The sequence below is a fragment of the Curtobacterium sp. LFS079 genome, assembly GCF_047977865.1.
Taxonomy (GTDB): Bacteria; Actinomycetota; Actinomycetes; order Actinomycetales; family Micrococcaceae; genus Arthrobacter.
The window spans coordinates 328,564-354,164 of sequence record NZ_JBFPFO010000004.1; the positions used below are offsets into that span (position 1 = coordinate 328,564).

The 25,601-nt window shown below is 63.8% G+C and carries 17 protein-coding genes and 2 pseudogenes; 9 read left to right on the plus strand and 10 right to left on the minus strand.

Features of this window, described 5'->3' with window-relative positions:
• Positions 1–85 precede the first annotated feature (85 nt).
• Together ACNQPB_RS09815 and ACNQPB_RS09820 are read left to right on the plus strand one after the other, a co-directional pair.
• The gene (locus ACNQPB_RS09815) at positions 86–1,687 is read left to right on the plus strand and encodes an ATP-dependent DNA ligase (RefSeq protein WP_498751200.1); all 1,602 of its coding nucleotides are present in this window, start codon (positions 86–88) and stop codon (positions 1,685–1,687) included.
• A gap of 143 nt (positions 1,688–1,830) precedes the next feature.
• The gene (locus ACNQPB_RS09820) at positions 1,831–2,418 is read left to right on the plus strand and encodes a TMEM175 family protein (protein WP_498751201.1); all 588 of its coding nucleotides are present in this window, start codon (positions 1,831–1,833) and stop codon (positions 2,416–2,418) included.
• Positions 2,419–2,739: 321 nt separating this feature from the next.
• Here ACNQPB_RS09820 and ACNQPB_RS09825 read toward each other — a convergent pair whose 3' ends face one another.
• The 9 genes and pseudogenes from ACNQPB_RS09825 to istB form a co-directional block, all read right to left on the minus strand.
• A complete protein-coding gene (locus ACNQPB_RS09825) occupies positions 2,740–4,740 on the minus strand; it encodes an FAD-binding monooxygenase (RefSeq protein WP_498751203.1) in 2,001 nt (666 codons plus the stop codon).
• 223 nt (positions 4,741–4,963) lie between these two features.
• Positions 4,964–6,337 (minus strand): pyridoxal phosphate-dependent decarboxylase family protein, encoded by a 1,374-nt coding sequence (locus ACNQPB_RS09830; protein ID WP_498751205.1) that lies wholly within the window; start codon positions 6,335–6,337, stop codon positions 4,964–4,966.
• A 17-nt stretch (positions 6,338–6,354) separates the two neighbouring features.
• Positions 6,355–6,885, minus strand: a complete 531-nt coding sequence (locus ACNQPB_RS09835; RefSeq protein WP_498751207.1) for a MarR family winged helix-turn-helix transcriptional regulator — start codon at positions 6,883–6,885, stop codon at positions 6,355–6,357.
• Positions 6,886–7,234: 349 nt separating this feature from the next.
• Positions 7,235–8,236, minus strand: coding sequence for an IS481 family transposase (locus ACNQPB_RS09840; RefSeq protein ID WP_498751209.1), 1,002 nt, complete (start codon positions 8,234–8,236; stop codon positions 7,235–7,237).
• A gap of 117 nt (positions 8,237–8,353) precedes the next feature.
• Positions 8,354–9,019, minus strand: coding sequence for a LacI family DNA-binding transcriptional regulator (locus ACNQPB_RS09845; RefSeq protein WP_498751211.1), 666 nt, complete (start codon positions 9,017–9,019; stop codon positions 8,354–8,356).
• 344 nt (positions 9,020–9,363) lie between these two features.
• Positions 9,364–10,968 (minus strand): alpha-amylase family glycosyl hydrolase, encoded by a 1,605-nt coding sequence (locus tag ACNQPB_RS09850; protein ID WP_498751212.1) that lies wholly within the window; start codon positions 10,966–10,968, stop codon positions 9,364–9,366.
• A 1-nt stretch (position 10,969) separates the two neighbouring features.
• A complete protein-coding gene (locus ACNQPB_RS09855; protein ID WP_498751214.1) occupies positions 10,970–12,463 on the minus strand; it encodes a mannitol dehydrogenase family protein in 1,494 nt (497 codons plus the stop codon).
• A 175-nt stretch (positions 12,464–12,638) separates the two neighbouring features.
• Positions 12,639–13,400 carry a DeoR/GlpR family DNA-binding transcription regulator gene (locus ACNQPB_RS09860; protein ID WP_498751216.1) on the minus strand — a complete coding sequence of 254 codons (762 nt, stop codon included), beginning with the start codon at positions 13,398–13,400 and terminating at the stop codon, positions 12,639–12,641.
• Between the two features lie 348 nt (positions 13,401–13,748).
• Positions 13,749–14,347, minus strand: a pseudogene (gene istB / locus ACNQPB_RS09865) (IS21-like element helper ATPase IstB); the annotation flags it as partial.
• Positions 14,348–14,538: 191 nt separating this feature from the next.
• Between istB and ACNQPB_RS09870 the strand changes: the two are divergent.
• Positions 14,539–15,699: an IS30 family transposase gene (locus tag ACNQPB_RS09870; protein ID WP_498751217.1), complete on the plus strand. Its 1,161-nt coding sequence runs from the start codon at positions 14,539–14,541 to the stop codon at positions 15,697–15,699.
• A 61-nt stretch (positions 15,700–15,760) separates the two neighbouring features.
• Positions 15,761–15,918 (plus strand): annotated as a pseudogene (locus tag ACNQPB_RS09875) (ATP-binding protein); the annotation flags it as partial.
• A gap of 309 nt (positions 15,919–16,227) precedes the next feature.
• Here ACNQPB_RS09875 and ACNQPB_RS09880 read toward each other — a convergent pair.
• A complete protein-coding gene (locus ACNQPB_RS09880; protein WP_498751219.1) occupies positions 16,228–17,640 on the minus strand; it encodes an MFS transporter in 1,413 nt (470 codons plus the stop codon).
• A gap of 605 nt (positions 17,641–18,245) precedes the next feature.
• Here ACNQPB_RS09880 and ACNQPB_RS09885 point away from each other — a divergent pair.
• The 5 genes from ACNQPB_RS09885 to ACNQPB_RS09905 all read left to right on the plus strand — a co-directional run bounded on the left by ACNQPB_RS09885 (position 18,246) and on the right by ACNQPB_RS09905 (position 25,559).
• Positions 18,246–18,854 (plus strand): PadR family transcriptional regulator, encoded by a 609-nt coding sequence (locus ACNQPB_RS09885; protein ID WP_498751221.1) that lies wholly within the window; start codon positions 18,246–18,248, stop codon positions 18,852–18,854.
• Positions 18,855–18,895: 41 nt separating this feature from the next.
• Positions 18,896–20,662, plus strand: coding sequence for a sulfatase (locus tag ACNQPB_RS09890; protein ID WP_498751223.1), 1,767 nt, complete (start codon positions 18,896–18,898; stop codon positions 20,660–20,662).
• A 38-nt stretch (positions 20,663–20,700) separates the two neighbouring features.
• On the plus strand, positions 20,701–22,050 hold the full coding sequence (locus ACNQPB_RS09895) for an MFS transporter (protein WP_498751224.1): 1,350 nt from the start codon (positions 20,701–20,703) through the stop codon (positions 22,048–22,050).
• A gap of 96 nt (positions 22,051–22,146) precedes the next feature.
• Positions 22,147–24,624 (plus strand): beta-glucosidase H, encoded by a 2,478-nt coding sequence (locus ACNQPB_RS09900; RefSeq protein ID WP_498751225.1) that lies wholly within the window; start codon positions 22,147–22,149, stop codon positions 24,622–24,624.
• A complete protein-coding gene (locus ACNQPB_RS09905) occupies positions 24,621–25,559 on the plus strand; it encodes a formylglycine-generating enzyme family protein (RefSeq protein WP_498751227.1) in 939 nt (312 codons plus the stop codon). Before ACNQPB_RS09900 ends, ACNQPB_RS09905 begins: the two co-directional genes overlap by 4 nt.
• The last annotated feature ends 42 nt before the right edge of the window (positions 25,560–25,601 follow it).

Genomic DNA, 25,601 nt, shown 5'->3' on the forward strand with positions numbered 1-25,601 from the left:
CCGCAGTTCTGTCGAGTACCACGCGCCGCTTCTGGAACAGGGCGTAATCGCTGTCCATAGGCAGCGGCCGTGACAGACTGGTGCCATGCTGCTCGATGAGCTCGTGAGGACCTCGGAAGCCGTCGCGGCCACCCGCTCCCGGGTCGCCAAGGTCAACGAACTGGCAGGCCTGCTGCTCCGGCTCGACCCCGCGGACATCCCGACGGCGGTCGGCTTGCTCACCGCCAAGCCTCGCCAGGGCCGAGTCGGGGTCGGCTGGAGCGGCATGAGGGCGGCCAAGGGCGAGCCCGCTCCTGAGCCGAGTCTCACTATCGCCAACCTCAACGTTGCGTTGGACCGGCTGCTGGCAGCCGCAGGGACTGGCTCGACCGCGGAACGCGCCGCCACCCTTCGGACTCTGATGGCTGAAGCCACCGAACGAGAGCAGGCCTTCATCGCCGGCGTGCTGCTCGGAGAACTTCGTACCGGTGCACTCGAAGGCGTACTGACGGATGCGGTTGCCCGCGCCGCCGGCCGGCCGGTCGAGGCCGTACGCCGCGCAGCGATGCTCTCCGGCGATCTCGGCGGGACCGCCCTGCTGGCGATCACGGGCACCGCGGCCCAGCTTGACGCAGTCGGCCTCGTCGTCGGGCGTCCCGTGCAGCCCATGCTCGCCGCAACCGCGGCCAGTGCCGGCGAGGCGCTGGAGGCGACGGGGGAAGCGTCGGTGGAATACAAGCTCGACGGCGCACGCATCCAGGTGCACCGTGCCGGCGACGACGTGCACATCTACACCCGCACCCTGGCCGAAGTGACCCATCGGCTGCCTGAGGTGGTGGAGGTGGTGCGCGGACTGCCCGTGCGCGATGTGATCCTCGACGGCGAGACCCTGGCCCTCGACGAGGACGGCGGGCCCCGGCCGTTCCAGGAAACCATGTCCCGGTTCGGGGCGAACGCGGCGCGCACCACACTGCTGCATCCGTGGTTTTTCGACGTGCTGCACGTCGACGGGCGCGACCTGCTCGACGAGCCGCTGGCCACACGCATCGGCGTGCTCGAGCGGATCGCCCCCGGTCACCGCATCCCGGGGAAAATCACTGCGGATGCGGCTGTTGCCGAGAGCGTGTCCCGCGATGCGCTGGCCGCCGGCCACGAGGGTGTGGTGGTGAAGGCGCTGGGCTCGGCCTACGCCGCCGGGCGGCGGGGTTCGAACTGGATCAAGGTGAAGCCGGTGCTTACCTACGACCTGGTGGTGCTCGCCTGCGAATGGGGGTCGGGACGGCGCGCCGGGCTGCTGTCGAACCTGCACCTCGGAGCCCTGGACCCTGCCGGCGAGTTCGGCGAACCCGGCGGTTACGTGATGGTGGGCAAGACTTTCAAGGGCCTCACCGACGCGCTGCTGCAGTGGCAGACTGAAAAGTTCCAGGAGTTGGAGGTGCGGCGTACGGCGGGCACGGTGTGGACCGAGCCGGTCACCGTGGTCGAGATCGCCATCGACGGCGTCCAGCACTCTCCCCGCTATCCGGGTGGAATCGCCCTTCGGTTCGCACGCGTCAAGCGCTACCGTGACGACAAGACTGCCGCGGAGGCCGACACCATCCAGACGTTGCGCGCTCTGCTCCGTACCCCAGGGGGCAGAAAGGTATCGCCCGCGCCGGCGGAGCCAGATTCGGGGAGAGAGGCCCCACTCCCGCAAAATCGGGTTTAACGTTTTTCCGTGCAAGCGCCTGCACGAGTTCAGATCCCAGCAGCGGCGAAGGTCTTGATGAGTCCACAGTCGCCGCGCGCCGGGCCCTCCGGGCCTTGGCTGCGGATCCTTGATTAGGATGTTGCTTTGACGGAGGGAAGCCGGTGAACAAGAACCGCCTGGAGGCGTTCAGTGATGGTGTGCTCGCCATCATCATCACAATCATGGTGCTGGAACTCCATGTGCCGGACGAACCGACCTGGCGTGGTTTGGGGTCCGTCCTGCCCACGTTCCTCAGCTACCTGCTCAGCTTCGTCTACGTCGGAATTTACTGGAATAATCACCACCACATGATCCATCTGGCAAGCAGGGTCAACGGCGCTATCCTCTGGGCCAATCTGCACTTGTTGTTCTGGCTTTCACTAGTCCCGTTCACCACTCGCTGGATGGATGAGTCCGGTTTCCTGCAGATCCCGGTGCTGACGTACGGGATCAACTTGCTGTGCGCCGCGATCGCCTACTTCATCCTGGAACAGGCACTGATCCGCCAACAGGGCCGGAAAGGCCCCCTCGCGCAGGCAATCGGCCGGGACTGGAAAGGCAAAACGTCCCCACTGATTTACCTCGCAGGCCTTGGGCTGACCGCAGTCCAGCCACTGCTTGGAGTGGCGGCCTACGCCATCGTGGCCCTGATCTGGCTAATCCCTGACCGCCGGGTTGAGCACTTCGTCACCCGGGCTCACCGGGACTGACCCCGGCCGGGTGACTGTGTCAACCTTTCTTGGCCCCAGCATGACGGTTATTCCTGGCCCCATTGAGGAATGAGTATGCCACCTGATACAGAGTCACTCCGGCGGCCCGATTCAGGACCATCCGTGACGCCCTGCTGAAGAACCGCCCGAGGGGCACCCTGGAGTTCAAAGTGTGGTGCACATTCTCGGGTGAGGTCTGAACGGCATTCTCAGGCGGTGAACGGAGTTACCGAAGTGTTGGGGGTAGTGCCGATCGTGGTTCCGGTAAGGCACCCAGCGGTCCGTCTTGGCTCATGCCCTGGCGAATCAGATGCGAACCGGTCATTTCGAGAAGGTGAGATCGACCTTACGCCCGTTGCTGATGTGGACGTCGGTCGGGGTGGGCGTGCCAGGCAGCGCAGCGGATGGAAGTTGCTCTGACTTCTTGTTCGGCAGCAGGGGTGCAAAGAAGGCGCCCAGTTCCGCCGTTGCAGTGAGAGGCAGGACGTTTGCCACGTACTGGTCGGGGCGGACCACCACGACGACGCCGGCGCGGTCCACGCCGCGCAGGTCGAAGATGTCCGAGGCGGGATCCGTGGCGTAGACCTTCTCGTAGTCCGTGAGCTGGAAAGGTCCGACTTGGGGTTTGAACACTGCGGGAACGGTGTTGATGTCGACGCTCGTGTGGTCCTGCTGGTAGATCACCTTCAGATCGAACCATGCGTCGGGGTCGGCACCTTCCGGAGTGGCGGCGAGCGGCGATTCGGGTGAATTGGCGATCCACTCGGCGAATTCTTCGGCCGGTGAGGCGGTTCCGGTTTTCGGGTTTTGGGGTGTCGCGGGGTCGGCGAAGACATAGATGCGCCAGCGACCGTCCGCCGTTGCGTGATGGCCGAGGTGCATCGGGTTGCTGTCACTCGCCCGCACGACAGGCGCGGACTTGAAGCGCTTGCCGATGGGGAAGCCTGTTGCAAGGTGCTGGTATTCAGGGGCGGCTACCAACACTGAGGGAGCGTATTCGGTCATGAATCCGGCCGGGAACTCGGCGGTGCGGACGTAGAAGTCCTCGAGCCCCGAGGGGTCTTCGAACTCCTCGGGCTTTCTGGCCATGAGGGTTGACCATTCCTTGTCGAAGTCGATGAGGTTCTTTGCCACCACCTGCCGCTCTTCGGAGTAGGTGGACAGCAGGCTTTCGGGGCTTCGGCCCTCGAGAACGTGGCCGAGCTTCCAGGCGAGGTTGAAGCCGTCCTGCATGGAGACGTTCATGCCCTGGCCGGCCTTGGCGCTGTGCGTGTGGCAGGCATCGCCGGTGATGAACACCCGGGGGGTCCGTGCCCCGCGGTCCTCGGGCAGGACATCGTCGAACCGGTCCGTGAGCCGGTGGCCAACCTCGTACACGCTGTGCCATGCGATGCTGCGGACGTCGAGGGTGTAGGGGTGGAGGATCTCGTTGGCCTTGCGGATGATTCCATCAGTGGAGGTTCTGCGCACGGCGCCCTTGTTGTTGGGGTCCACCTCGCCTAGGTCAACGTACATTCGGAAGAGGTGGCCGCCTTCGCGTGGGATCAGCAGGATGCTGCCGCCGGTTCCGGACTGGATGGCGCACTTGAGGCGAACATCTGGGAAGTCCGTGACTGCCAGGACATCCATGACGCCCCAGGCGTGATTGGCCTGGTCTCCGGCGAGGGTACAGCCGATGGACTCGCGGACCTTGCTGCGTGCACCGTCGGCGCCGATAACGTATTTGGCTTGGACAAGGCGTTCCTGCCCTTCGTGGGGGCCGGAGGTGTGGACCAGGGTCACCGTGACGGGATATTCTCCCTCCTCGGCGACGCTCAGGGAACGAAACTCAAAGCCATAGTCGGGGGACATCCGTGTGGGCGAATTGGCCATGAACTCGGCGAAGTAGTCCAGCACGCGGGCCTGGTTAACGACGAGGTGGGGGAATTCGCTGATGTCGGCGGGGTCATCCGGGGTACGGGCAATGCGAGTGATGCGCGAGGGGTCCGTGGGGTCGGGCTTCCAGAATGCCGTCGCGGTGATCCGATATGCCTCGGCGATGATCCGCTCGGCGAATCCGAAGGCCTGGAACGTCTCTACTGTGCGGGTCTGAATACCGTCCGCCTGGCCAATGGCGAGCCTCCCGGGACGGCGCTCCACGATGCGCGTGGCGACACCTGGGAATTGGGACAGTTGCGCGGCCGCGAGCATGCCGGCGGGCCCGGTGCCGACGATCAGCACGTCGACCTTGCTGGGAAGTTCAACTGGCCGGTTGATGCCGACTCCTGCTGCCGGCTGGATCCGGGGGTCCCCGGATACATAACCGTGATGGTGAAACTGCACGGGAAATTCCTCACTTCGTTGTAAGTCGGTTAGCGTCGAAGCTCTTCAGAACTAGACGCGCGTATCTGAAATTTGACTCTCCGCATCTGGATGCCCCGCCCAATGCCTGTAGTCCCTTGAGGTACTCGTCCAGCCGCGTTTGATCAGCCACGGTCGGCGCGTGCGCGGGAAAGTCAGTGGTAATTCGGATTCAAGGCCCTGCGCGGGCGACAATGCTGCACCTTTAGCTTGTCCGTGGGGGCTGTTGCTCCATCGACGCAATGAGGCGGTGGCTGAATTCTTGGGCCAGTTGGAGGTGCTCGGGTTTCATGGCGCAGGATCTCAGGACAGTGGTGTAGTCACTATCAACTACGACCCATGGATGGTTCCTCGCAAGCCACTTGCTGTCGACCCGATACAGTGCCAGGTGCCAGCCGTCCTGGGCCATAGCCGCGAACGCATCCTCTGTTGCCTCAGATATTTGCCCGGTGGTAGGACGTCGAGGGAAGGCGCAAACGATGTCAAGTTCGGGTTCGACGACGAGCTCGGCACCGTCGGCGGCTCTGATGATGTCAGCTATTTGCAGCGCGGCCTTTCGGCCGTCGGCGATAATCGATCCCATTCCCTCGCGTGACAATCCCAGAGCTTCAACTGTGGTCCAAAATGCGGCGGCGGACGCTCCCGCTCTGGAGCACTCCAGGCTGATCTCACCGAGATGAAGGTCAGAAGAAGAGAAGTAGGTGTACGGGGAATAGTGCGAGTAGAGCTTGCCGACAGATGGGTCAGCGAAGAGCACAGATCCGCATCCGTACGGTTGAAGTCCGTGCTTATGTGGATCTACGACGATTGAATCCGCCCGGCGTATGGCCAGGAAGGGGGCAGGATCAACCAGCGGTTCGGGACCAGTTGCCAGGAGGGTGTGAAATCCTCCGTAAGCCGCATCGATATGCAGCCGGGCTCCGAATTCGGCTGCCAGGTCCGCGGCCTCATGGACCTGGTCCAGTGCACCAAGACCGGTCGTACCCAAAGTGACGACAACAGTCCCGACCCCGCCTTGCGCGAGCCTAACCCTCAGATCCGCCATTGAAAGACGGCCGAGGTCGTCTTCCGGAATGGTTTCATGCGGGGTTCCGAGCAACCGGCACATGCGCTCGTGCGTGTAGTGGGCGTTCGTTCCCGACAGTATGACCTTGCCTGGATGCAACTCCCTGGCAACCCAGAGCGCCTCAAGATTTGCGATGGTGCCGGAAGATGTCAGATGGCCCAGATGTTCTTCATAACCGAACATTTCCGCAAGTTTGGCCACGACTTCCTTTTCCAGGACCGCGGTCGCCGGGCCTCCGTCCATGGCATGGTTATTCGGATTGATCAGTGCTGTAATGGCCTGCGCAACCCAAGCCACAGGGTGCGGGGGCTTAAGGAGTTGGCCGATGTACTTTGCATCCCCGTACGGATACATGTTGGCCAGCCGTTCAACCAGGGAGGAAAGAGCAGCTGAGCCTGATGAGTCAATTGCTGGTCCTCCGCCCCACAACGAGGAATGCGCCTCCAAGTCTTTGGCGCGTTGCCTTAGCTCGGCGATCACGGTGTCGTCCAACCGGACGTCATGAGCCCTCATGAGTATCTCCTATAGCTCTAGCTGGTTCGGGGAGCCGGGTGGTGCAGCAACAGCTTGCGCAGCAGTTCGGCCAGGATCGACGCTTCGGTTTCGGTGAGCCCCGCGGCCCAGGCTTGCTCGCGCTGGTTGTTGATCTGGAAGAGATCGGCCAGCATTTGCTCGCCTTCGTCCGAAAGCTGCACCACGGTTTTGCGCTTGTCCTCTGGATCCGGTTCTCGGGTAACGAGCCCGCTCTTCTCCAATGTGTTGAGCAAGCTGGCTATGGAAGCCGTGGAAACGCTGGACAACCGGGCCAGCTCGTTTGGGTTAACCTGTCCCACCGACTTGATGGTGAACAGGAGGCGGTACCCGGCGAAGCTGATGCCCATGGGGCGGTGCACCGAGACTTCCATGTCCGTGGTCATCCTGTTTGCGGCTCGGATGAGATTGAAACACAACGCCATGGCGGGCGAATTGACGTCCGGGTACAGCTCAATGGCAGCGGCACGGGCCAGTGATTCGTATTCAGAAGACCCGATGCGCTTCGCCTTCTGGGCACCGGCAGTCATCTGGAAGGGCTCCTCAGCGGTTGCAGATTCCTCTGGGGCTCAGGGATCACAGTATCTCCAATAACGGTCAGAAGGTGGCAGCTGTATTTGCTAGAAGTCTAGCGTAAATTCACTAACTGCGCCATTTAGAACCGAAGGTAGTCGGGAGGCTCGCCCGCCGCCGACCTAATAACGGGAGAAGGCAAGCATGAAATAGTTATCAGGTTCTAGTGGCGGCGGAGAGATGCTGCTGCGGCTCCCGGTGTGAATGAACAACACCTCGGACAGGGGAACCTTCATCGAGCACTGTGCCTAGATAGCTTCCGGAGCCCGAAAAACAAAGCTAGATGTCTAGTTTCTGGATCGATCACTAGCTGTATGAGGTCATGACGTTGGTGACACCGATTCGGGCTTTGGCGGCTGGTGGCTGATTTCCTACGGCGGTGTGTGGACGGTGGTAGTTGTAGTGGATGTTCCAGACGGAGAGGGCCTCGGCGCGCTGGGTCTCTGAGGTCCATTCGCGGGCGTACAGGAATTCCTCGGACAGGATCCGGTTGTAGCGCTCGACTTTTCCGTTGTGCCGGGGTGTGTACGGGGTGATGCGCTGGTGCCGGGATCCCTGAAGGACGTGGGCGAAGTCGTGAGCGCGGTAGCAGGCCCCGTTGTCCGTGACGATCCGTTCGATCTGGGCGATCCCGTGGGCGGCGAAGAATGCCTTAGCGCGAGTCACGAATCCGATCGCGGTGCGGGCCTTCTCATCTGGCAGGGCTTCGGTGTAGGCCAGTCGGGTATGTCCGTCGACGGTGGAGTGCAGGTAGACGTAGCCTCCGCGGGCTCCCTTAGTCTTGACTCGGTCGACGGCCTTGGCCTGGGTACTGCCGCGGCCGTGGAGCCGGTGCCCGCCTCCGTCGGGGATTCTCCCGACCTTCTTCACATCGACGTGGACCATATGGCCCGGCCGGCGGGCGATAATCTTCCGCGGTTCGCGATTCGCTTCTCCGTTGGGATCGATGAACTTCCGGCGATTCAGCCCCAGTGCCTTCAGGTGCCGGGACACGGTGCGGCGTGAGACCTGCACTCCTTCCTGGGTGAGTTCGAAGGCGATCCGCGAAGCGGACCACTTCCGTTCCCGCCGCATGGACTCGATCCTGACCACCGCTTCTGCGGGGGTTGCTGTGGGTTGCCGGTGCGGAGCGCTGGAGTGGTCGAGCAGACCGAGTTCTCCGTGTTCCCGGTGCCGTTTAACCCATTTCGAGGCGCAGGTGCGGGAGATGCCCATCTCGGCGGCGATGTGGGCGATCGGACGGTTCTTGCATCGTTCGACCAATCGACGGCGTCCTTCGATAGTCAACGGGGCGTTGCGATGTGACATGCTGGGTCCTTCTTAGAGGCATTCATCAGTGGCCCGACGTGGTGCCCGGTAACAAGGGCAGGTCAGGGCGGTGTCGCCGTTGGCGATTGGCCCGATTCGACCTCTTTTCGAAGCCGATCAGTAGGAGATGCGTGCTCGCCGGGTCGTTTGTCGCGGAATGATTGTGGTTGGCAGTGAATGCCGTCGTGGAAGGACGGATGCGGTCCCAGCCAGGATCTGGTCTGCGAGGAGACTGGCCGCCAGTGCTGCTTGGTCTTCCACTGGCTGTGCGACGGTGCTCAGGTGCAGAAGCGAGCTGATCGGGTGATCATCGATGCCCACAAGGGAGACGTCTTCCGGTGGTGCCAGGTCATGTTCCTCTAGCGCCTTGAGGGCTCCGAAGGCGATCTCGTCGCATCCGGCGACCACGGCGGTGGGGCGGCCACGGTGGCTCAGGAGCTCATTCATGGCGCGGTAGCCGCCATCGATCGAGGTGCTTGTGGTGACGACCAGGTCCTGGTCCGTGTCCACGTCATGCTCCGCCAATGCCCGCTCATACCCTGCCCGGCGTGCGGTCATGGTGCTGTCGGTTCCAGCCAGAACGGCCAGGTTCCAATGCCCGAGATCGAGCAGATGCCTGGCTGCGGTCCAGGCGGCGAGTTCGTTATCGATCCCCACCGTGTCCCACCGGTCCGTCTCCTGGCCCATCTGGATGACGGCGATACCTGCGTCTTGGAAGACGTCGGCTTGTGGGCCTCCGAGGTCCAGTCCCATCACCAGGGTGCCCTCGGCATGCCTTGTCACCTGGGCCAGGAGGGGATTGAGGTTGTCTGTGCCAGGAATCGCCGGGCCGAGTTCCTGATGGAGGCTGAAAACGGAGGATGCGATTCCCCGCTGCTGAAAGATGCGCTGCGCAGTGTTTGCTGATTGTGCGTAGAACCACGAGGTCAGTCGGCACGACGATCTTTACGCTCATGGGGGTTTCGCCGGCCATGAAGGGTACGGGGTGGTAGCCGAGTTTCCCCACCGCGGACGACAGACGATCAGCCTGGTGCCGCGGCAGCCCCGCCTCACCGTGGAGCGCCTCCGAGGCGTCGAGGACGGAGAGCCCGGCGAGCACGGCGACGTCGTAAAGAGTGGCGGGCTGCTCAGACAACGAGGCCCCCTGCGCGGACGATCTCAAACACGCCGTAACCGAACGGGGCAACCGTGACAGTGCCGCCGTCGGCGAGCATGACGCCGTCCGCTTCCAACGGGCGTGCTGTGAGGCCGCGCAGCTCGGGCAGGGTGAGCTCCCGGACGGTGCCGGAGGGGTTCACGACCACAAGGTGTCGTTCTCCTCGGCGGTAGACGAAGGGATAGCCGGCCGTGAGGACGGTGGTGGCCGCCGTGGTGCGCAGCTCCGGGGTGGTGCGGCGCAGCGCGAGGAGGCGACGAACGCGTTCCAGTGTCGAGGACGGCTCGCCGAGCTGCTGTGCGACGGCGGGACGGTCCGGTTCGGGGTCCTGCGGCAGATAGATCTTCCCGGCCGGCGCGGTGGAGAAGCCGGCGTTCGGCTGGCGGTTGTCCCATTGCATGGGGCTGCGGCAGCCGGCGCGGTTGAAGCCGGGGCTCCATTGGCTGCCTTCGTGCACGGGCAGGCCGGTGAGGTAGCGCATGCCGATCTCCTCGCCGTAGTAGATGGACGGCACCGAACCCCAGGTCAGGAGGAATGTGAACGCGGCGCCGAGTTCCCGGGGCGTGCGGGGTGCGGTGTTCAGGCGGGAGTAGTCATGGTCCGAGGTGGGCAGCACCACCAGGCGGTGCCCGCCGGAGCCGTCCTGGTGGTCCTGCCAACGGGTCAGGAAGTCGCCCAGGGTGGTCTCGGGGTCCGGACCTGCGGCGTCGAAGTAGCAGGCCGAGTGGTTCGGGAGGGTGGATAGGGTGCCTGCGCCGCCGTTGTTGAACAGCAGGCCGTGGGCCTTTTCGATGACCAGGAAGAAGTCCGCATCGAAGCCTGCAGCTGCGCCCTTGCCGGGGGCCAGGCGGTGGTCGTTCTCTGGGACCAGCACGGCGTCCGGGTGGGCGGCCTTCACCCGGGCGGACAGTTCCGCCCAGAGAGCGACGGTGGCGTCGAAACCTTCGTCGTCCTTCACCAGCGAGTACGCCATGTCCACGCGGAATCCGGCCACGCCGCGGCTCAGCCAATAGTCCATGATCTCGAAGAGGGCGTCCAGGTTCTTCCGCGGCCCTGGGGCGTCCACGCTCTGCCGCCACGGCTCGGATGGGTTCAGGCGGGCGTAGCCGAAGTTGAGGGCCGGCTGTTCGTCGAAGAAGTTCTTCAGGTAGTAGCCGGGCCGCGGTCCGGGGGACGGGACGAAGCCCTCGCTTGGGCGGTCGGACCAGATGTACCGGGCATCGTCCGGGTCCTGCATGGATGCTTGGAACCACGGGTGGTTCACGGAGGTGTGCCCGGCCACGAGGTCCAGGAGCACACGGATCCCGCGTTTGCCTGCTTCGGCGACGAAACGCTCCATGTCCGCGTTGGTTCCATAGCGCGGCGCGATGGTGAGGTAGTCGGCGACGTCGTAGCCGGCGTCGCGGAACGGCGAGGCGAAACATGGGTTGAACCAGACGGTGTCAATGCCGAGCTCCGCTAGGTGGTCCAGGCGCGCGATCGCACCGGGCAGATCGCCGATGCCGTCGCCGTCGCTGTCCGCGAAGGAGGGCAGGAAGATCTGGTAGATGACGGCGTCGTCAAGCCAGGTGGTCATGTCAGGCGTCCTTTACGGAGTCGGAGGAATCAAACCAGCGCCGCAGCGTCTCGCGCACGCCATGAGCGTGCAGGGACCGGAGGGCTACGGTGTAGTGCGAAGTGAAAACGGGGTTCTGGGCGAGGCCACCGAAGAGACTCTCGTCCCGCAGGAAGGCCAGCGGCTCTTCGTGGTTGCGTGCGGCACGGGCGGTGACGGCGTCGCGGCGCCGGTCCACAACGTCGATCACCGCACCGTGTTCGTCCACGCCTTCCGCGTAGCGTGCCCAGGCCGCGACCACCAGGGCGGCCAGCGGCGTTACGCTTCCCTGCGCGAGCCGCTCGTGCACCACGGGCAGCAGGAAGGTGGGGATACGGTCTGAGGCATCCGTGGCGAGCCGGGCCAGGGTGTCCGCGACTGCCGGGTTCGCGAAGCGCTCCACCAGGTCGCGGCGGTACGCGTCGAGGTCGACGCCGGGCACCGGGGCGAGAGTGGGGGTGGCCTCCTGTTCCATGTAGTCCAGGAGGAAACGGGCGAACAGCGGATCCTGGGCGGCCTCGTGCGCGTAGCGGTACCCTGCCAGGACGCCGAGGTACGCGATGGCCTGATGCCCGGCGTTCAGCAGCCGCAGCTTCATCAGCTCGTACGGCAGGACATCCTCCACCAGCTGGGCGCCGGCGGCCTCGAACGGCGGACGGCCGCTGGCGAAACGGTCCTCCAGAACCCACTGGGTGAAGGGCTCGCAGACCACGGGCCAGGCATCCTCCATGCCGAATCCCGCAGCCAAGGCGTCCCGGTCCTCCTCAGTGGTGACCGGGGTGATGCGGTCCACCATCGAATTCGGGAAAGCCACGTTTTCGGTGATCCACTCAGCCAGTTCCGGGTCCCGCTGTGCGGCGAAGGCGGTGATCATCCGGCGTGCGAGGGCGCCGTTGCCCTGGATGTTGTCGCACGACATCACGGTGAACGGTACGATACCGGCCGCCCGCCGCCATGCCAGGGCTTCGGTGAGAAGGCCGAACGCGGTCTTCGGGACCGAGCCCGGTGTCAGATCGGCTCTCAGAGCACCGTCGAGAATGAGCTCCCCGCTCGTGGGGTCGGCATGGTAGCCGCCCTCCGTGATCGTCAGGGACACGATCCGGATGGCCGGATCAGCAAGGACGGCGAGGACCGCCTCCGGGTCCTCCGGAGCGAACATGTAGTCCAGCATGGAACCGATAACGCGGGGCTCCAGAGTGCCGTCCGGGTGCTTGGCCACCACGGTGTACAGGTGATCCTGACCGGCGAGGGCGTCCCGCATGGCGGCGTCCTGCGGCAGGAGGCCGATGCCGAGCAGACCCCAGTCCTGAGCCAGGCCTTTCTGGAGCAGCGAGTCGAGGTAGACGGCCTGGTGCGCGCGGTGGAAACCCCCAACCCCGATATGAGCAATGCCCGGGGTGATGGCTGCGCGCCCATAGTCGGGCACAGTTACACGGGGGTCAAGCCCGGTCAGGGCATCTGAGCTGAGTCGGGTCATCACTCCAGGTCTTCCATCAAGCAGGTCAAGGACAGCTCGATTATGTGCAGGAAGAGAGAGGAACTGCACGCCCGAATGGGCGCCCTGAAATGCCCGGTTCATGCCCGACTCGGAGACCTCGAAATCGCCGATCCGCAAAGGGGTTGCAGCAACCGCCCTGAGCCAACGCACAGGCTCAGATACGCAGAACCCGCGGCCCCAACGCCTCGTAGCGCTTGGCCTCGTGGACAGAAAGGCCCTGGTCGGTAACGATCGTTTCGAAATCGGGGACCATGGCAAACCGGCAGAAGCTGCTGACGCCGAACTTGGTGTGAGTGCCCACCAACACGCGCCGGCGTGACTGGTTGACAGCCGCAGTCTTGATGGCGGCCACCGCCGGGTCCGGTGTCGTAAGCCCGTGTTCGCGGGAGATCCCGTTAGCGCCGAGGAACGCCACGTCGATCTGGAGCTCGCCGAGCATCCGCAAGGCCCAATGATCTACAGTGGCGAGGGTGCGCCCGCGCATCCGCCCGCCTAGGAGCAGGACTGTCACGCCAGTGCTGGAAGCGAGGGCCTGAGCTGCCGGCAACGAGGCCGTGACGACCGTGAGCCGGGCAACGGAGGCGAGTTCCTCCGCGATGAGCCTCGGCGTGAAGCCCTCGTCGAGATAGACCGACTCGGCGCCGTGCAGCAATGCTGCCGCGGCCGAGGCGATGCGGCGCTTCTCTCCGACATTCGCACTCGCCCGGTACCCGGCATCAGACTCGAACCCGGTGGTCTCCACCGCCACAGCACCCCCGTGTACCCGGCGGAGCACACCCCGGTCGACCAAGGCGCGCAGGTCCCGGCGGGCGGTCTCCACGGCAATACCGAAGGTGGACGCCAAGCCAGCAACGTCCACCTTCCCCTCTGCCCGAGCCAGGTCCAGAATTCTGTGCTGACGTTCCTGTGAGTCCATACAACTATTGTGATGCCCACACGGGCAGCTTCTGCATCAGATTCGTGTCCCGTCACCAACCTCATGACCCGCAACAACTAGCGAAAGACGAGCTTCGGGGTAAGGTCGGTAGAACAGCAGCGCCACCCTTTGTGACCCACTGGACACACCCAGTCCCCAGCACCCGAGCGAACGCCCGGTACTACGCGTTGCGACGGTGAGCTTTGCTTTGATTGTTCTGGCATTAGACATCACGGACTTTGTCTCCGCTAAACCACTGCCCACACCCTTGGAGGCGACCCGCATAACGCGGACGGTGCGTAACGCTCTTTCGTAGCGAACTCCTGTCGACCAACGCGCCCACTCTGGTCAGGTAGCGGTTTGTTGCGCGATGGTGTGGGCGAGGCGGTACGAGTCTGTGCCTGTTTCGATGATGGCGCCGTTAAAGGTCAAACGGTCCACGATTGCAGCGCAGAGGCGCGGGTCGGTGAAGGTTTTGGTCCAGCCGGAGAAGGATTCGTTGGTGGCGATCACGATGGAGTTCTTTCCTCCCGTTCGGTGAGGACCTGGAAAAGGAGTTCGGCGCCGCGGCGGTCCAGCTCCATATAGCCCAAATCGTCAATACACAGCAAATCCACGCGGCCGTAGCGGGCGATGGTCTTGGCCAGGACCTTCTCGTCCGCGGCTTCGACGAGTTCGTTCACGAGCCGGGTCGCGAGGGTGTATTTGACCCGGTAGCCCTGTTCCGCGGCCGCGGTGCCGAGCGCTATGAGCAGGTGGGTTTTGCCTGTGCCGGAGTCCCCGATCAGGCATAGGGGTGAGCCTTTGCGGATCCAGTGCCCGGTGGCCAGGGTGTGGATCGTGGCCGGGTTGATGTTCGGATTCGCGTCGAAATCAAAGTCCCCGAGCCACTTGTTCCGTGGAAAGTTCGCGGCTTTGACCCGGCGGATTGAGGAGCGCCGGTCCCGGGCGGGGCCACATATAACCGTCACCAATGCCCGGCGAGTCACGAAGTGGGGCCAGAAATAACCGGGTGGATTCTAACGAACGTCGCAACACCTGAGATTTTCAGGAGTTTGTTTTGGCCAAGGATGGAAAGTTGGGGCTGAAGCCGGGTCCCTCCGGGATGACGGCGGAGCGGGCCAGTTATGTTCGGCTCATGAAGCAAGGGTTCAGTAACACCGAGATCTGCCGAACGCTGGGTATCAACCGGAGAACCGGCACCCGGTGGCGGTACGGCCGGGCCGTGAAGGACCCGCTGACAGGCCGCACCTATCAATATCCGGCTGTGTCGTTAATCAGAGAACCGGCAGAGGCCGTTTCCGCACGGTATCTGTCGGAGGACGAACGGATCACGATAGCGGACCGCTACCGTGCCGGGCATAGTCTTCGCTCGATCGCCGAAGAGCTGGGCAGGCCGCCGTCGACCATCAGTCGTGAAGTCCGCCGGAACCGGCACCAAGGCGGGAGTTGCCGTCCGCACCATGCGCAGAAGCTGGCTCGCACCCGCCGTCAACGCCCCCGGCAAGGCAAGATCGCCCGGACGCCCGAACTGCGGGAATTCATCCAGAACCACCTAAACAAGTGGTGGAGTCCGAGCCTAATCTGCCGCAGACTCAAAGCCCTGTTCCCGGACCGGCCCGAGCTGCATCTGGTGCACGAAACGATCTACCAAGCCCTCTATATCGAGGGCAGGGGCGGGCTCCGACGCGAGCTGGTCCAGTGCTTGCGCACGCGGCGAAGCCGTCGTCGGCCCAACAGAGCAGTACCCCGGAGAGCCATCCGCTTCCCCGGGGACGTGCTGATGATCAATGACCGACCGTTCGGCCCCGCAGATCGTGCCCCGACAGGCCATTGGGAGGGCGACCTCATCATGGGAACCCAGAACCGGTCCGCAATCGCCACCCTGGTCGAACGCAGCACCCGCTACCTGATGCTCATCCATCTACCCGGGCACCACCGAGCCCGCGAACTTCGGGACGGCCTAATCCGGGCGTTCGGGCAACTGCCGGCGTCGATGACACGATCACTGACCTGGGACCAGGGCACAGAGATGAGCCTTCATGCCGACTTCACCGCCGCTACCGGCGTTCCCGTCTACTTCTGCGAGCCCCGATCGCCCTGGCAGCGAGGCACGAACGAGAACACGAACGGCCTGCTCAGGCAGTACTTCCCAAAGAGGACCAACCTCGCTCTTCACTCACCCGCGAACCTCGCGTCAGTGGCCGCTGCACTCAATGACAGGCCTCACGCGATACTCGGGGATGACACCCCGGCAGAATGCTTTGCTAGGCTCCTAACACCCAGATTTAACCGATGAGTGTTGCGACGTTCGTTAGAATCCACCCCGTCCTACCGGGGCCATCCAAACCTGTCACAGCCACTCCATCGCCATCGCGTCGAACGAATCATTCTCCGGCTGGACGAAAACATTCACCGACCCCGGCTCTGCGCCGCGATCGTGGACCGTCTCACCTTCAATGGCACCATCATCGAATCCGGCACCGACTCCCACCGACTCGCCCACACCATTGCCCAACACGCTTGGCCCTCCAAACGCAATTCCCGCCTGACGGAAATTTGGGGCTTGCCTGCAACCGGGGATCGGCTTTCCATCGTGGAGCCCACAGCATCAGAGGACTTGCGGCGACCGCGTCCAATTTGCTGGTTATCTGACCAGGCGAATATCAACGAAGGAGGGTATAGCTTCGTCTAGGACTTCCGTGCCTGCTTGACGTAACTGATCCTTCCTCCGAGGAGGCCGGCACCCAAAGCGGATCATTGCCAACTGGCAATGATCCGCCCGAGGGCCTTAGCTCTGGCTTGGAGTCACCGTGCAGTCCCGGTATCAGTGGGAGAAGTCTGTTGAGATCTCGGCGAGGGTGCGCCCCTTCGTCTCAGGCGCGAGCCATTGCGAGAGGACTGCGCCGAGTAATGCGACGGCGGCGGCTACGACCATGCTTGGGCCCATGCCGATGTTGCTGATCGCCCATGGCAGGGCGAAGGTGCCGAGTGCGGCTCCGATGCGGCTGAAGGCCGCGGCGAAGCCCATGCCGATGCCGCGCAGGTGGCCGGGGAATACCTCGGCCGGATAGACCTGGGTCATCGTGGTGTAGCCGGCATTGAAGAAGGAGAAGGCGAGAAACAGCGCGAGCACGAGGATCGCTGGTGCGTTCGCCCAGACTCCGATGACCAGCAAGATGCCTGCGCAGAGCCACTGCCCGGGCACGGTGAGGATTCGGCGGCCGAGCTTGTCAATCAGAAGCACGGTGGTGACAACACCCGCTGCCGCAAGTGCGGACAGGCCGACTCCACCGGCCCAGCCGCCGCCGAAGCCGAATTGGTTGAGCACCTCGTCAGCGAAGGTCGCGATCGCGAAGTACGGGGTGACCGCGCAGAACCAAAAACCTGAGGTGAAGAGGGTGGTGCGCCAGTACTGCCTCGAGAACAGCATTCCGAAGGAGGCGCTCTTGATTTTGGTCCTGTTCTTTGCGGCTTCGGCTTCCTGGATCATTCTCAGATCGATCTCTTCGGTGATGCTGTTGTGCATCTGGGGCGACTCGACGTATCTGCGTGCGATCGCGAGTGCTTCCTCGCGCCGTCCCTTCGTGATGAGCCAGCTGGGCGACTCGGGGAGGCCGATTCGGGCGACGAACAGGATGAGCGCCAGTATCGTGCTCGTGCCGATGACGATGCGCCAGGGTGCGCCGGCGTCGTGCAGGAGCGTGCCGATGATGAATGCCATCATGAAACCGACGTACCAGGCGATCAGAGTCAGCCCGAGCAGCCGCCCGCGGAGCTTTGGAGGGGAGAACTCCGACAGCAATGGCCCGCCGATCGAGTATTCGCCACCGATAGCCACGCCCATGAAGAAGCGGATGAGGGCCAGCTGCATCACGGCCCCGTCTCCGGACGTCACGAAGAACTGGGCCGCTGAGGCGAGCAGGAACAGGCCCATGTCCACGAGGAACATGGGTTTGCGTCCGAACTTGTCGGTAGCCCAGCCGGCCAGCGGGGAGCCGACGAAGATGCCCACCAGTGGGCCGGCAGCGATCATGCCCAGGGACAGTGCGTCCAGCTGGAGGTCGGACCGCATGAGTCCGGTGACGGGGCCGATGATTCCGAGGATGTAACCGTCGAGGAACATGCCCCCGATGAACACGGCGACGAGCCGCACCATGAAGCGGCGTTTGAATTTGGAGCTTGTCTCTTTTGATATGTCGGTGTCGACGGAGGCCGTCGTCCTGGTCGGATTACTCATGGAGCGTTGTTCCCTTCTGCTTTCAGCGCAAACCGCTGACGGCACCCCGAGTGCCTTTTCCTGGACGCACGGACAGCCGCACAGCCCCTTAGCGACCGGTGGACGTGCCGGCTGGCTCGATGCCAGCCGATGTGGCCGCGCGGGACTCGCGAGATGATTTCGGCGTCGTCATGTATCACTGCTCTTCAAGATGGCTATGGCAAGGCCTTGGTTTCCGGCACCCTTGCGCCGACCCATCGAGATGAAAACCTCGAGTCGGGCACGGCCAACTGTGATATGCGACTCATATATCAGAACCCTAAGGGTGCGATCCTCACCTGGTCAAGAGTTGACAAGTTAATTGCTTGTATCCGTCAACTCACCGGGGTCTGTCTGAACCGGCGCAGGTTCCGTGCCGCAGTCATACGAGTTGCGGGAAGCGCGGCAGTGGGTCGCCTCGAATTCGGTCGGCGTGGCCATTTGCATGGCCACCGCGGAGCCTGCAGGGGCGAAGCCCGCCACACCTATTCCACAAATGTCATTGACTAAATATTCCACTTGTGTCATCCTGAAGTGGAGATCGTGATGCAGGTCACGTCAAAGCCGCAATAAAGGGAGTCGACGCGATGAAGCTCGAGCACATCCTTCTCGGTGTCCTCCTTGAGCACCCGAGCACCGGGTATGACCTCAAGAAGTACATGGATACGCATGGCAGATTTCTGCGATCCAACACCCAAATGAGCCAGGTGTACCGGACGCTGGCGGCTATGGAGAACCAAGGATGGGTCACCCATAGCGTGGAAGCGCGTCCTGGAGCGCAGGACGCCAAGACGTACCGCGTGACAAACGAAGGTGCGACCGTTTTCCTCGACTGGCTCACCGGCCCCTACCACCCGCCCACTCGTTTCCAGGATCCGGATCTGGGCGTGCGCTTGATGTTCGCGGGCTTCATGAGCGCAGAACAACTGTTGCGGATCCTCGACACAGAAATCGATACCCGCCAGGACGAGATTGCCCGGTTCCGCTTCCGGGACCGTCGGCAGCAATGGGCTCCTACCATCCCCTTCGATGCCGAACTCACGGAGTCGCTTGGAGAGCGCTTGCACCAGATGGGCGCGGCGGCCATCGACGCACACGTGACCGCCATGATCGAACTTCGACGCAGCCTTCTCGACGGGAAGCTCACTTCGCGTTCGCTGACTTCAGTTCCGGGATCTTCGGAACACTCCCACTGATACCCGGCCCGCGTAAACCGGGTCGTTCCGAAAGGACTCCAATGAGGGCCATTATCCTCATGTTCGACAGCCTCAACAGGCACATGCTCTCCCCGTATGCCGCGGAGACCATGGTCAATGCTCCGAACTTTGCCCGCCTTGCCGCGAAATCGGCTACCTTCGACAACTTCTATGCCGGTTCCATGCCCTGCATGCCTGCCCGACGCGAAATGCACACCGGCCGGTACAACTTCCTCCACCGCAGCTGGGGACCGCTTGAGCCTTTTGATGACTCCATGCCGGAAATGCTCAAGCAGGCGGGAATCCACACCCACCTGGTTTCGGATCACCCCCACTATTGGGAAGACGGCGGGGCAACTTACCATCCCCGTTACACCACGTGGGAGTTCTTCCGGGGCCAGGAGGGCGACCCGTGGAAGGGCGTTGTCTCCGACGATGAACGCACCGGCAACTGGCGTTCAGCCATGAAGCGGCAGGACCTGATCAATCGTGCCTACATGGCCACCGAAGCCGAGCACTCCCAGACCAGGACCGTTGATGCAGGAATGCATTTCATCGACGTCAACCAGGCCGCCGACCGGTGGATGTTGCAGATCGAACTGTTCGATCCGCACGAACCGTTCTTTACGCACGCGGCCTACAAAGCGATGTACCCGCACAGCTACGACGGCCCGGACTTCGACTGGCCCGGTTATCAGAAAGTCACCGAGGCTCCCGACCAGGTCGAGCACGCCCGCTTCGAATACGCTGCGCTGGTTTCCATGTGCGATAAGTCCCTTGGCCGGGTCCTCGATGCCATGGACAAATACAACATGTGGGAGGACACGCTCCTGCTGGTCAACACCGACCACGGCTTCCTGCTCGGCGAGCACGGCTGGTGGGCAAAGTCCGTCCAGCCCTGGTTCAACGAACTCGTGCACCTGCCGATGTTCCTCTGGGATCCGCGCACCCGCGGCCGGGACACCCGGCGAGGCGCACTGGCCCAGACCATCGACATCGCACCCACGATGCTGCGCTACTTCGGCTTGGAACCGACGGCGGACATGCAAGGCCAGGATCTTGCCGCGGTTCTCGAGGAAGACACCGAGGTGCGGGATGCCGCCCTTTTCGGCATCCACGGCGGCCACGTCAACGTCACCGACGGCCGCTATGTCTACATGAGGGCCGCTGCCGCCCCTTCAAACACCCCCCTTGAGAACTACACCCTCATGCCCACTCACATGCGCAGCCGCTTCACCGCCCCCGAGCTTGCTGACTGGGAACCCGGACAGCCCTTCACCTTCACAAAAGGCCTGCGCACCATCCGGGTCATGACGAGTTCGCTGATGAACCCCTGGATGCACGGCACCCTCCTCTTCGACCTCGAAACTGATCCGGAGCAGCTCCGGCCGCTCACCGACGACGGCCTGGAACTGCGCATGTTGCAACTCCTGGCCCGCCTCATGCACCAAAGCGATGCACCTCGGAGCCAGTTTGAGCGCCTCGGCATCCCCTTCGACACAGAACCGGGCATGGAACACCTCCTCGGCCGTGCCCAGGCAGAGCGGGCGCGGAACGCACTCGAGCCACTCCCGCCACTGGCAAGTTTCCCCGGCAACGGGGAAGCCCTCACTGTCCCCCTCCTGGAACTCCTGCAGGACACCCGGGCCCGTGAAATCCTCGCCGAATACCTGCCCGGTACGGCATCCACCGAATTGGTGAACGTGCCGGTCCAACTGAGCCTCTACCAATTGGCTGCAGTCTTCCCCATCGGCCCGGACGCCCTGCGCAACGTCGCCGAAAACCTGGCCCACATCCCCACGGCCTGAATCGCATCCCCATCCCTGACAACGTAGACAGGACCCTCATGACCCTCAACCCCAGCTCCACGGTCACTGATCAAAACGAAGGCGCCGCCCAGGCCCGCCACGTCCCCCACCGCTGGCGGAACCTTGCCGTCCTCACCGGCGTCACCGTCGTCGACAACACCGAATCCGGCCTCAGCACCACCCTCTTCCCTACGATCGCCGCAGCCCTCAAACTGCAAAGCAGCCACCTCGGGCTGATGGCCGCACTGGGCAAGCTGGTAGCGGTGCCCGCCGGTCCCGCGTGGATGTGGCTCGCCAGCCGTATCGGCCGCCGCAACGCACTCGTGGCGACGACATTCGTCGGAGGTGGGTTCGGCATTGCCGCCGGCTTTGCCCACGACTTTGTCCAGCTGCTGATCTTCAACACCCTCATGTCGGCCGCAATCATCGGTGGCAGCCCGATCGCGAACGCCATCATCGCGGACTCCTTCGACGACAAACAGCGGGGAAAGGCGGCCGGCTATTTCTACGGCTTCATGAGCCTGATCAGTTCCTTTGTCGCTCCATTGATCGCCCTGTTCACCGGGCTGGGTGACGGCTGGCGCTACGGAATGTGGACTATCGGCGGCATTTGCATCTCTGCCGGCTTCGTCGTGGCAGCCCTCCTGAAGGATCCTGGAGTGGGAGCCTCCGAGAAACAACTCGCAGACCTGACGGGACGGGACCGTCTCGCACCCAAAGTCACCTTCCGCTCCGTCCTTTCGCTGTTCAAGATCCCGACCTTCTCCGTGATGATGGTCTCCCGCCTGCTCTCGGGGCACTTGCTCATCACGATCTTCGGCATCCAGTTCCTCGTCACGGAACGCGGCTTCACCAACGTCGTGGCCGCAATAGTGCTGGTGCCCTTCGGACTGGGCTACTTCGCGGGCACGGTCGGCGGAGGGTGGCTGGTCGGCCTGTTGGACCGCGTCCTGCCCCATAACGGCCGGGTCGCGTACCTCCAGGGGGCGCAGATCATGTTCGCCGCCGTCGCGTTCCTGGCAACCCAACTCCGGTACGATTCCATCGCCCTCTACGGCATCTTCTGGGCACTCATGGGCTTCGCTCAAGGAGCCAATCCGCCGGCCAACCGCCCGATTGTGGCCGCCGTCATCCTCCCGGAGTTGCGCGGCCAGGCCTTCGCGATCTTCCTCACCGTTTTCGAGACCATTGGATGGGCAGTTTTCTCGCTGGGCGCCGGCGCATTGGCGGCCAGCCTCGGCATCCAGACCGTCTTCCTCTGGACGCTGGTGATCCTCATGCTCGCCAACGCGTTGGTGCTGTCCCTCCTGCACCGCTACTACCCCCGCGACGTCCACCGCGTCGTCAACGAACTGGAGCGCCGCCGGGCCGAAGCACCGGCCAACTGAGCAGCCGGCAGCCCGGGGCGCACGAAGAACCATGGTCCGTCTCCCGCTGCCCGCCAACTCCCCCATCTCCACACACAATCCTCAAGGAGACCACACATGGCCCCCACCCAGACCACTCCAGCGGACCTCGATGTCCGAATCCACGGACTCATCGAACAGCTCAGCCTCGAACAGAAGGTCCAGCTCCTGACGGGCGCAGACGTCTGGTCCACTCGGACCATGCCCGAGATCGGACTCGGCAGAATCATCCTGTCCGACGGGCCTGCAGGCGTGCGGGGTGAAGACTTCGACGAAAGGCATGACTCCATCAGCCTGCCGTCCTCGACGGCGCTGGCGGCAACCTGGAGCGTCCAGGCGGCCCGGCGCTACGGCCAGGTCCTGGGCCAGGAGGCCCGCCGGAAGGGCGTCCACGTGGTGCTCGGGCCCACCATCAACCTGCACCGGTCCCCGTTGGGGGGACGGCACTTTGAATGCCTCAGCGAGGACCCCCGCCTTACCTCAAGCCTCGCAGCGGCATATGTCCGCGGCGTCCAGTCCGCCGGTGTCGGCGCCACGCCCAAACATTACGTGGCAAATGACGCCGAAACCGACCGGTTCACGGCGAACTCCGTGGTCGCAGAGCGTGCGTTGAGGGAGTTGTACCTGGCGGCATTCGAAGAAGCCATCACCGATGCCAAAGCCTGGTTGGTCATGAGCGCCTACAACTCCACCAACGGCACCACGATGAGCGAGAACGACCTCCTCAAGACACCGCTCTCCACTGAGTGGGGCTTCGACGGGGTCGTGGTGTCGGACTGGACCGGTGTCCGCTCGACGCAGGCTGCAGCGAACGCCCACCAGGACCTTGAAATGCCCGGGCCAATCGGCCATTGGGGACCAAAGCTCGTCACCGCTGTCAAGGAAGGCCACGTCAGCATGGCCTCCATCGATGAGAAGGTGGCCCGCATCCTCCGGCTCGCTGCACGCGTTGGCGTGCTGGAGGGCTTCGAACCGGCAGTCCACCAACCCGTGGAAACCCTGGACGCGCGGCAGGTCGCACGCGACACTGCTGTGCTGGGCGCTGTTCTCCTTCGCAACGAAGAAGCCCTCCTTCCCCTCGATGCCCGGGCACTGAGCCGGGTGGCCGTCATCGGCCACAATGCCGAAGAGGCGCGTACGCAAGGTGGCGGCAGCGCAACCGTCATGCCCAAGCACGTTGTCTCCCCTTTGGAGGGACTGCGCAGCGCGCTCCCGGACAGCGTTGAAATCAGCTACTCGCGCGGCGCCAAAGTCGCCGAGGGCATCCAACCATTCCGCAGAAGCGAGCTGACCAACCCAGCCACCGGCGGCCAAGGAGTCCGCCTGACCTTCCTGGACAGGGACGGCGCCGAAATTTCTTCGGAGGACCGCCTCGCGTCCCAACTGATCTGGTTCGGACTGGGGATTCCCGAAGGGACGGCCGCAGTCCGGGCCGAGACCTTCTGGACAGCACCGGGTGGCGGAACACACAACCTGGGTGTGGCCACCGTGGGCCGCATCAAGCTGCTCATCGACGGGAAGACATTCTTCGACGACGAGCTCAAGGACACCACGGAGGTGCTCGGAGCGGCCCTGTTTTCCCCTCCTGCATTCAGCACGCCTGTCCGGGCGGACAAAGGCCAAAAGATCCGGATCGAAGTTGAATACCAGCTTGAGCTGGCCGGGGCGATTCCCTTCAGCGTCTTCACGTTCGGCCAGGAGGCCATCGTCCAGGACCCGCAGGCCGAAATCGACGCCGCCGTCGCAGCCGCCCGGGATGCCGATGTCGCAGTCGTCGTCGTCGGCACGAATTCGGCCATCGAATCCGAAGGATTCGACCGCGACAACCTTGATCTTCCCGGCCACCAGGACAGCCTCGTGGAGGCAATCGCAGCAGCAAACCCGCGCACCGTCGTCGTGGTCAACTCCGGCGCACCAGTACTCATGCCGTGGCGCCACAAAGTGGGTGCGATAGTGCAAGGCTGGTTCGGCGGACAGGAGTTCGGCACGGCGATCGCTGACATCCTCCTCGGCGAACAGGAACCGGGAGGCCGCCTCCCCACCACCTGGCCGGCTTCGATCGAGGATGTCCCGGTGTTGTCCACCACCCCGGTCGACGGGCAGGTCGTTTACGCCGAAGGCATTCACATCGGGTACCGCGCATGGCTCAAGCAGCAGGCCGACGGCGGTCCCGGCCCGGCCTATCCGTTCGGCTTCGGTCTCAGCTACACCAAGTTCGAGCTGGGCCGCGCCCACGTTCCCATCACTGCGGCGGCCGGCAAGGACGTGACAGTCCATGTCCCCGTGACGAACACCGGGCGTCGGACCGGACGCGAGGTCGTCCAGGTGTATTTGGCGCGCCCCGGGTCCAGCATCGAACGTCCCGTGCGTTGGCTGGCCGGTTACGGCGACATCCACCTGGCGGCAAGCGGCGCCGGGAGCATGGAAATCAGGATCCCTGCCCGCTCTTTCAGCCATTACGACGACGGCTGGCAGTTCGAGCGCGGAACCTTCCAGGTCCTGGTCGGACGGCACGTCGAGGACGACTTCCAAGTGCACCAGCTGGAGTTGCGGTGACTTGCTGTTCAAGCCGCGGTCCGTCCCGGCCGGAAACCGCTTCCAGCCGACCGTTCGCCTCCCGGCCTTCCGGGCAGCGGGCGGTCCATCACGACGTCGGCCTTCCAGGCGGCGCTTTCCGCATGGGAGACGCGCACGGAGAAGGTTACCCGCGGGACGGGGAGACTCCCGTGCACGAGGTACGGGTTGACGCGTTCCGGATGGATTCAACAGCGGTAACCAACAGCATGTTTGCCCGTTTCGTCCAGGACAGCGGCTACCGCACGGAGGCCGAGCAATACGGCTCCTCCGCAGTTTTCCACCTTCTCTCCACCGCCACCGGCAGCGACGTCCTCGGCGCCGCCGCCGGTGCACCGTGGTGGCTGGACATCCGCGGGGCCGACTGGGCGCACCCCACGGGACCGTCGTCGGACTGGCGCGGCATGCCAGACCACCCGGTGGTCCATGTCTCGCATGACGATGCCATCGCCTATTGCCTCTGGGCCGGGCGTCGCCTGCCCCTGGAGGCTGAATGGGAGTACGCCGCCCGCGGCGGGCTGGAGGGCATGCGCTACGCCTGGGGCAACGACCTCACCCCCGGGGGCCAGCACCGGTGCAACATCTGGCAGGGGACCTTCCCGACCATCAACACCAGCGAAGACGGCTTCCTGGGAACTGCACCCGTGAAGTCCTTCCCGCCCAACGCCTACGGGTTCTACGAAATGGCAGGAAACGTCTGGGAATGGTGCGCCGACTGGTTCCTCCCCGACTACTACCGCAACTCACCCACCAAGAACCCGAAGGGACCGAGCAGCGGCGCCGGGCGCGTCATGCGGGGTGGCTCCTACCTCTGCCACGACTCCTACTGCAACCGATACCGGGTCGCGGCCCGCAGCTACAACACGCCCGATTCGTCCTCCGGCAACTGCGGCTTCCGGACAATTGCCATCACTTGACGGCATACGGACCCGGCGCCCGCACCACCCCGCACTTTGATG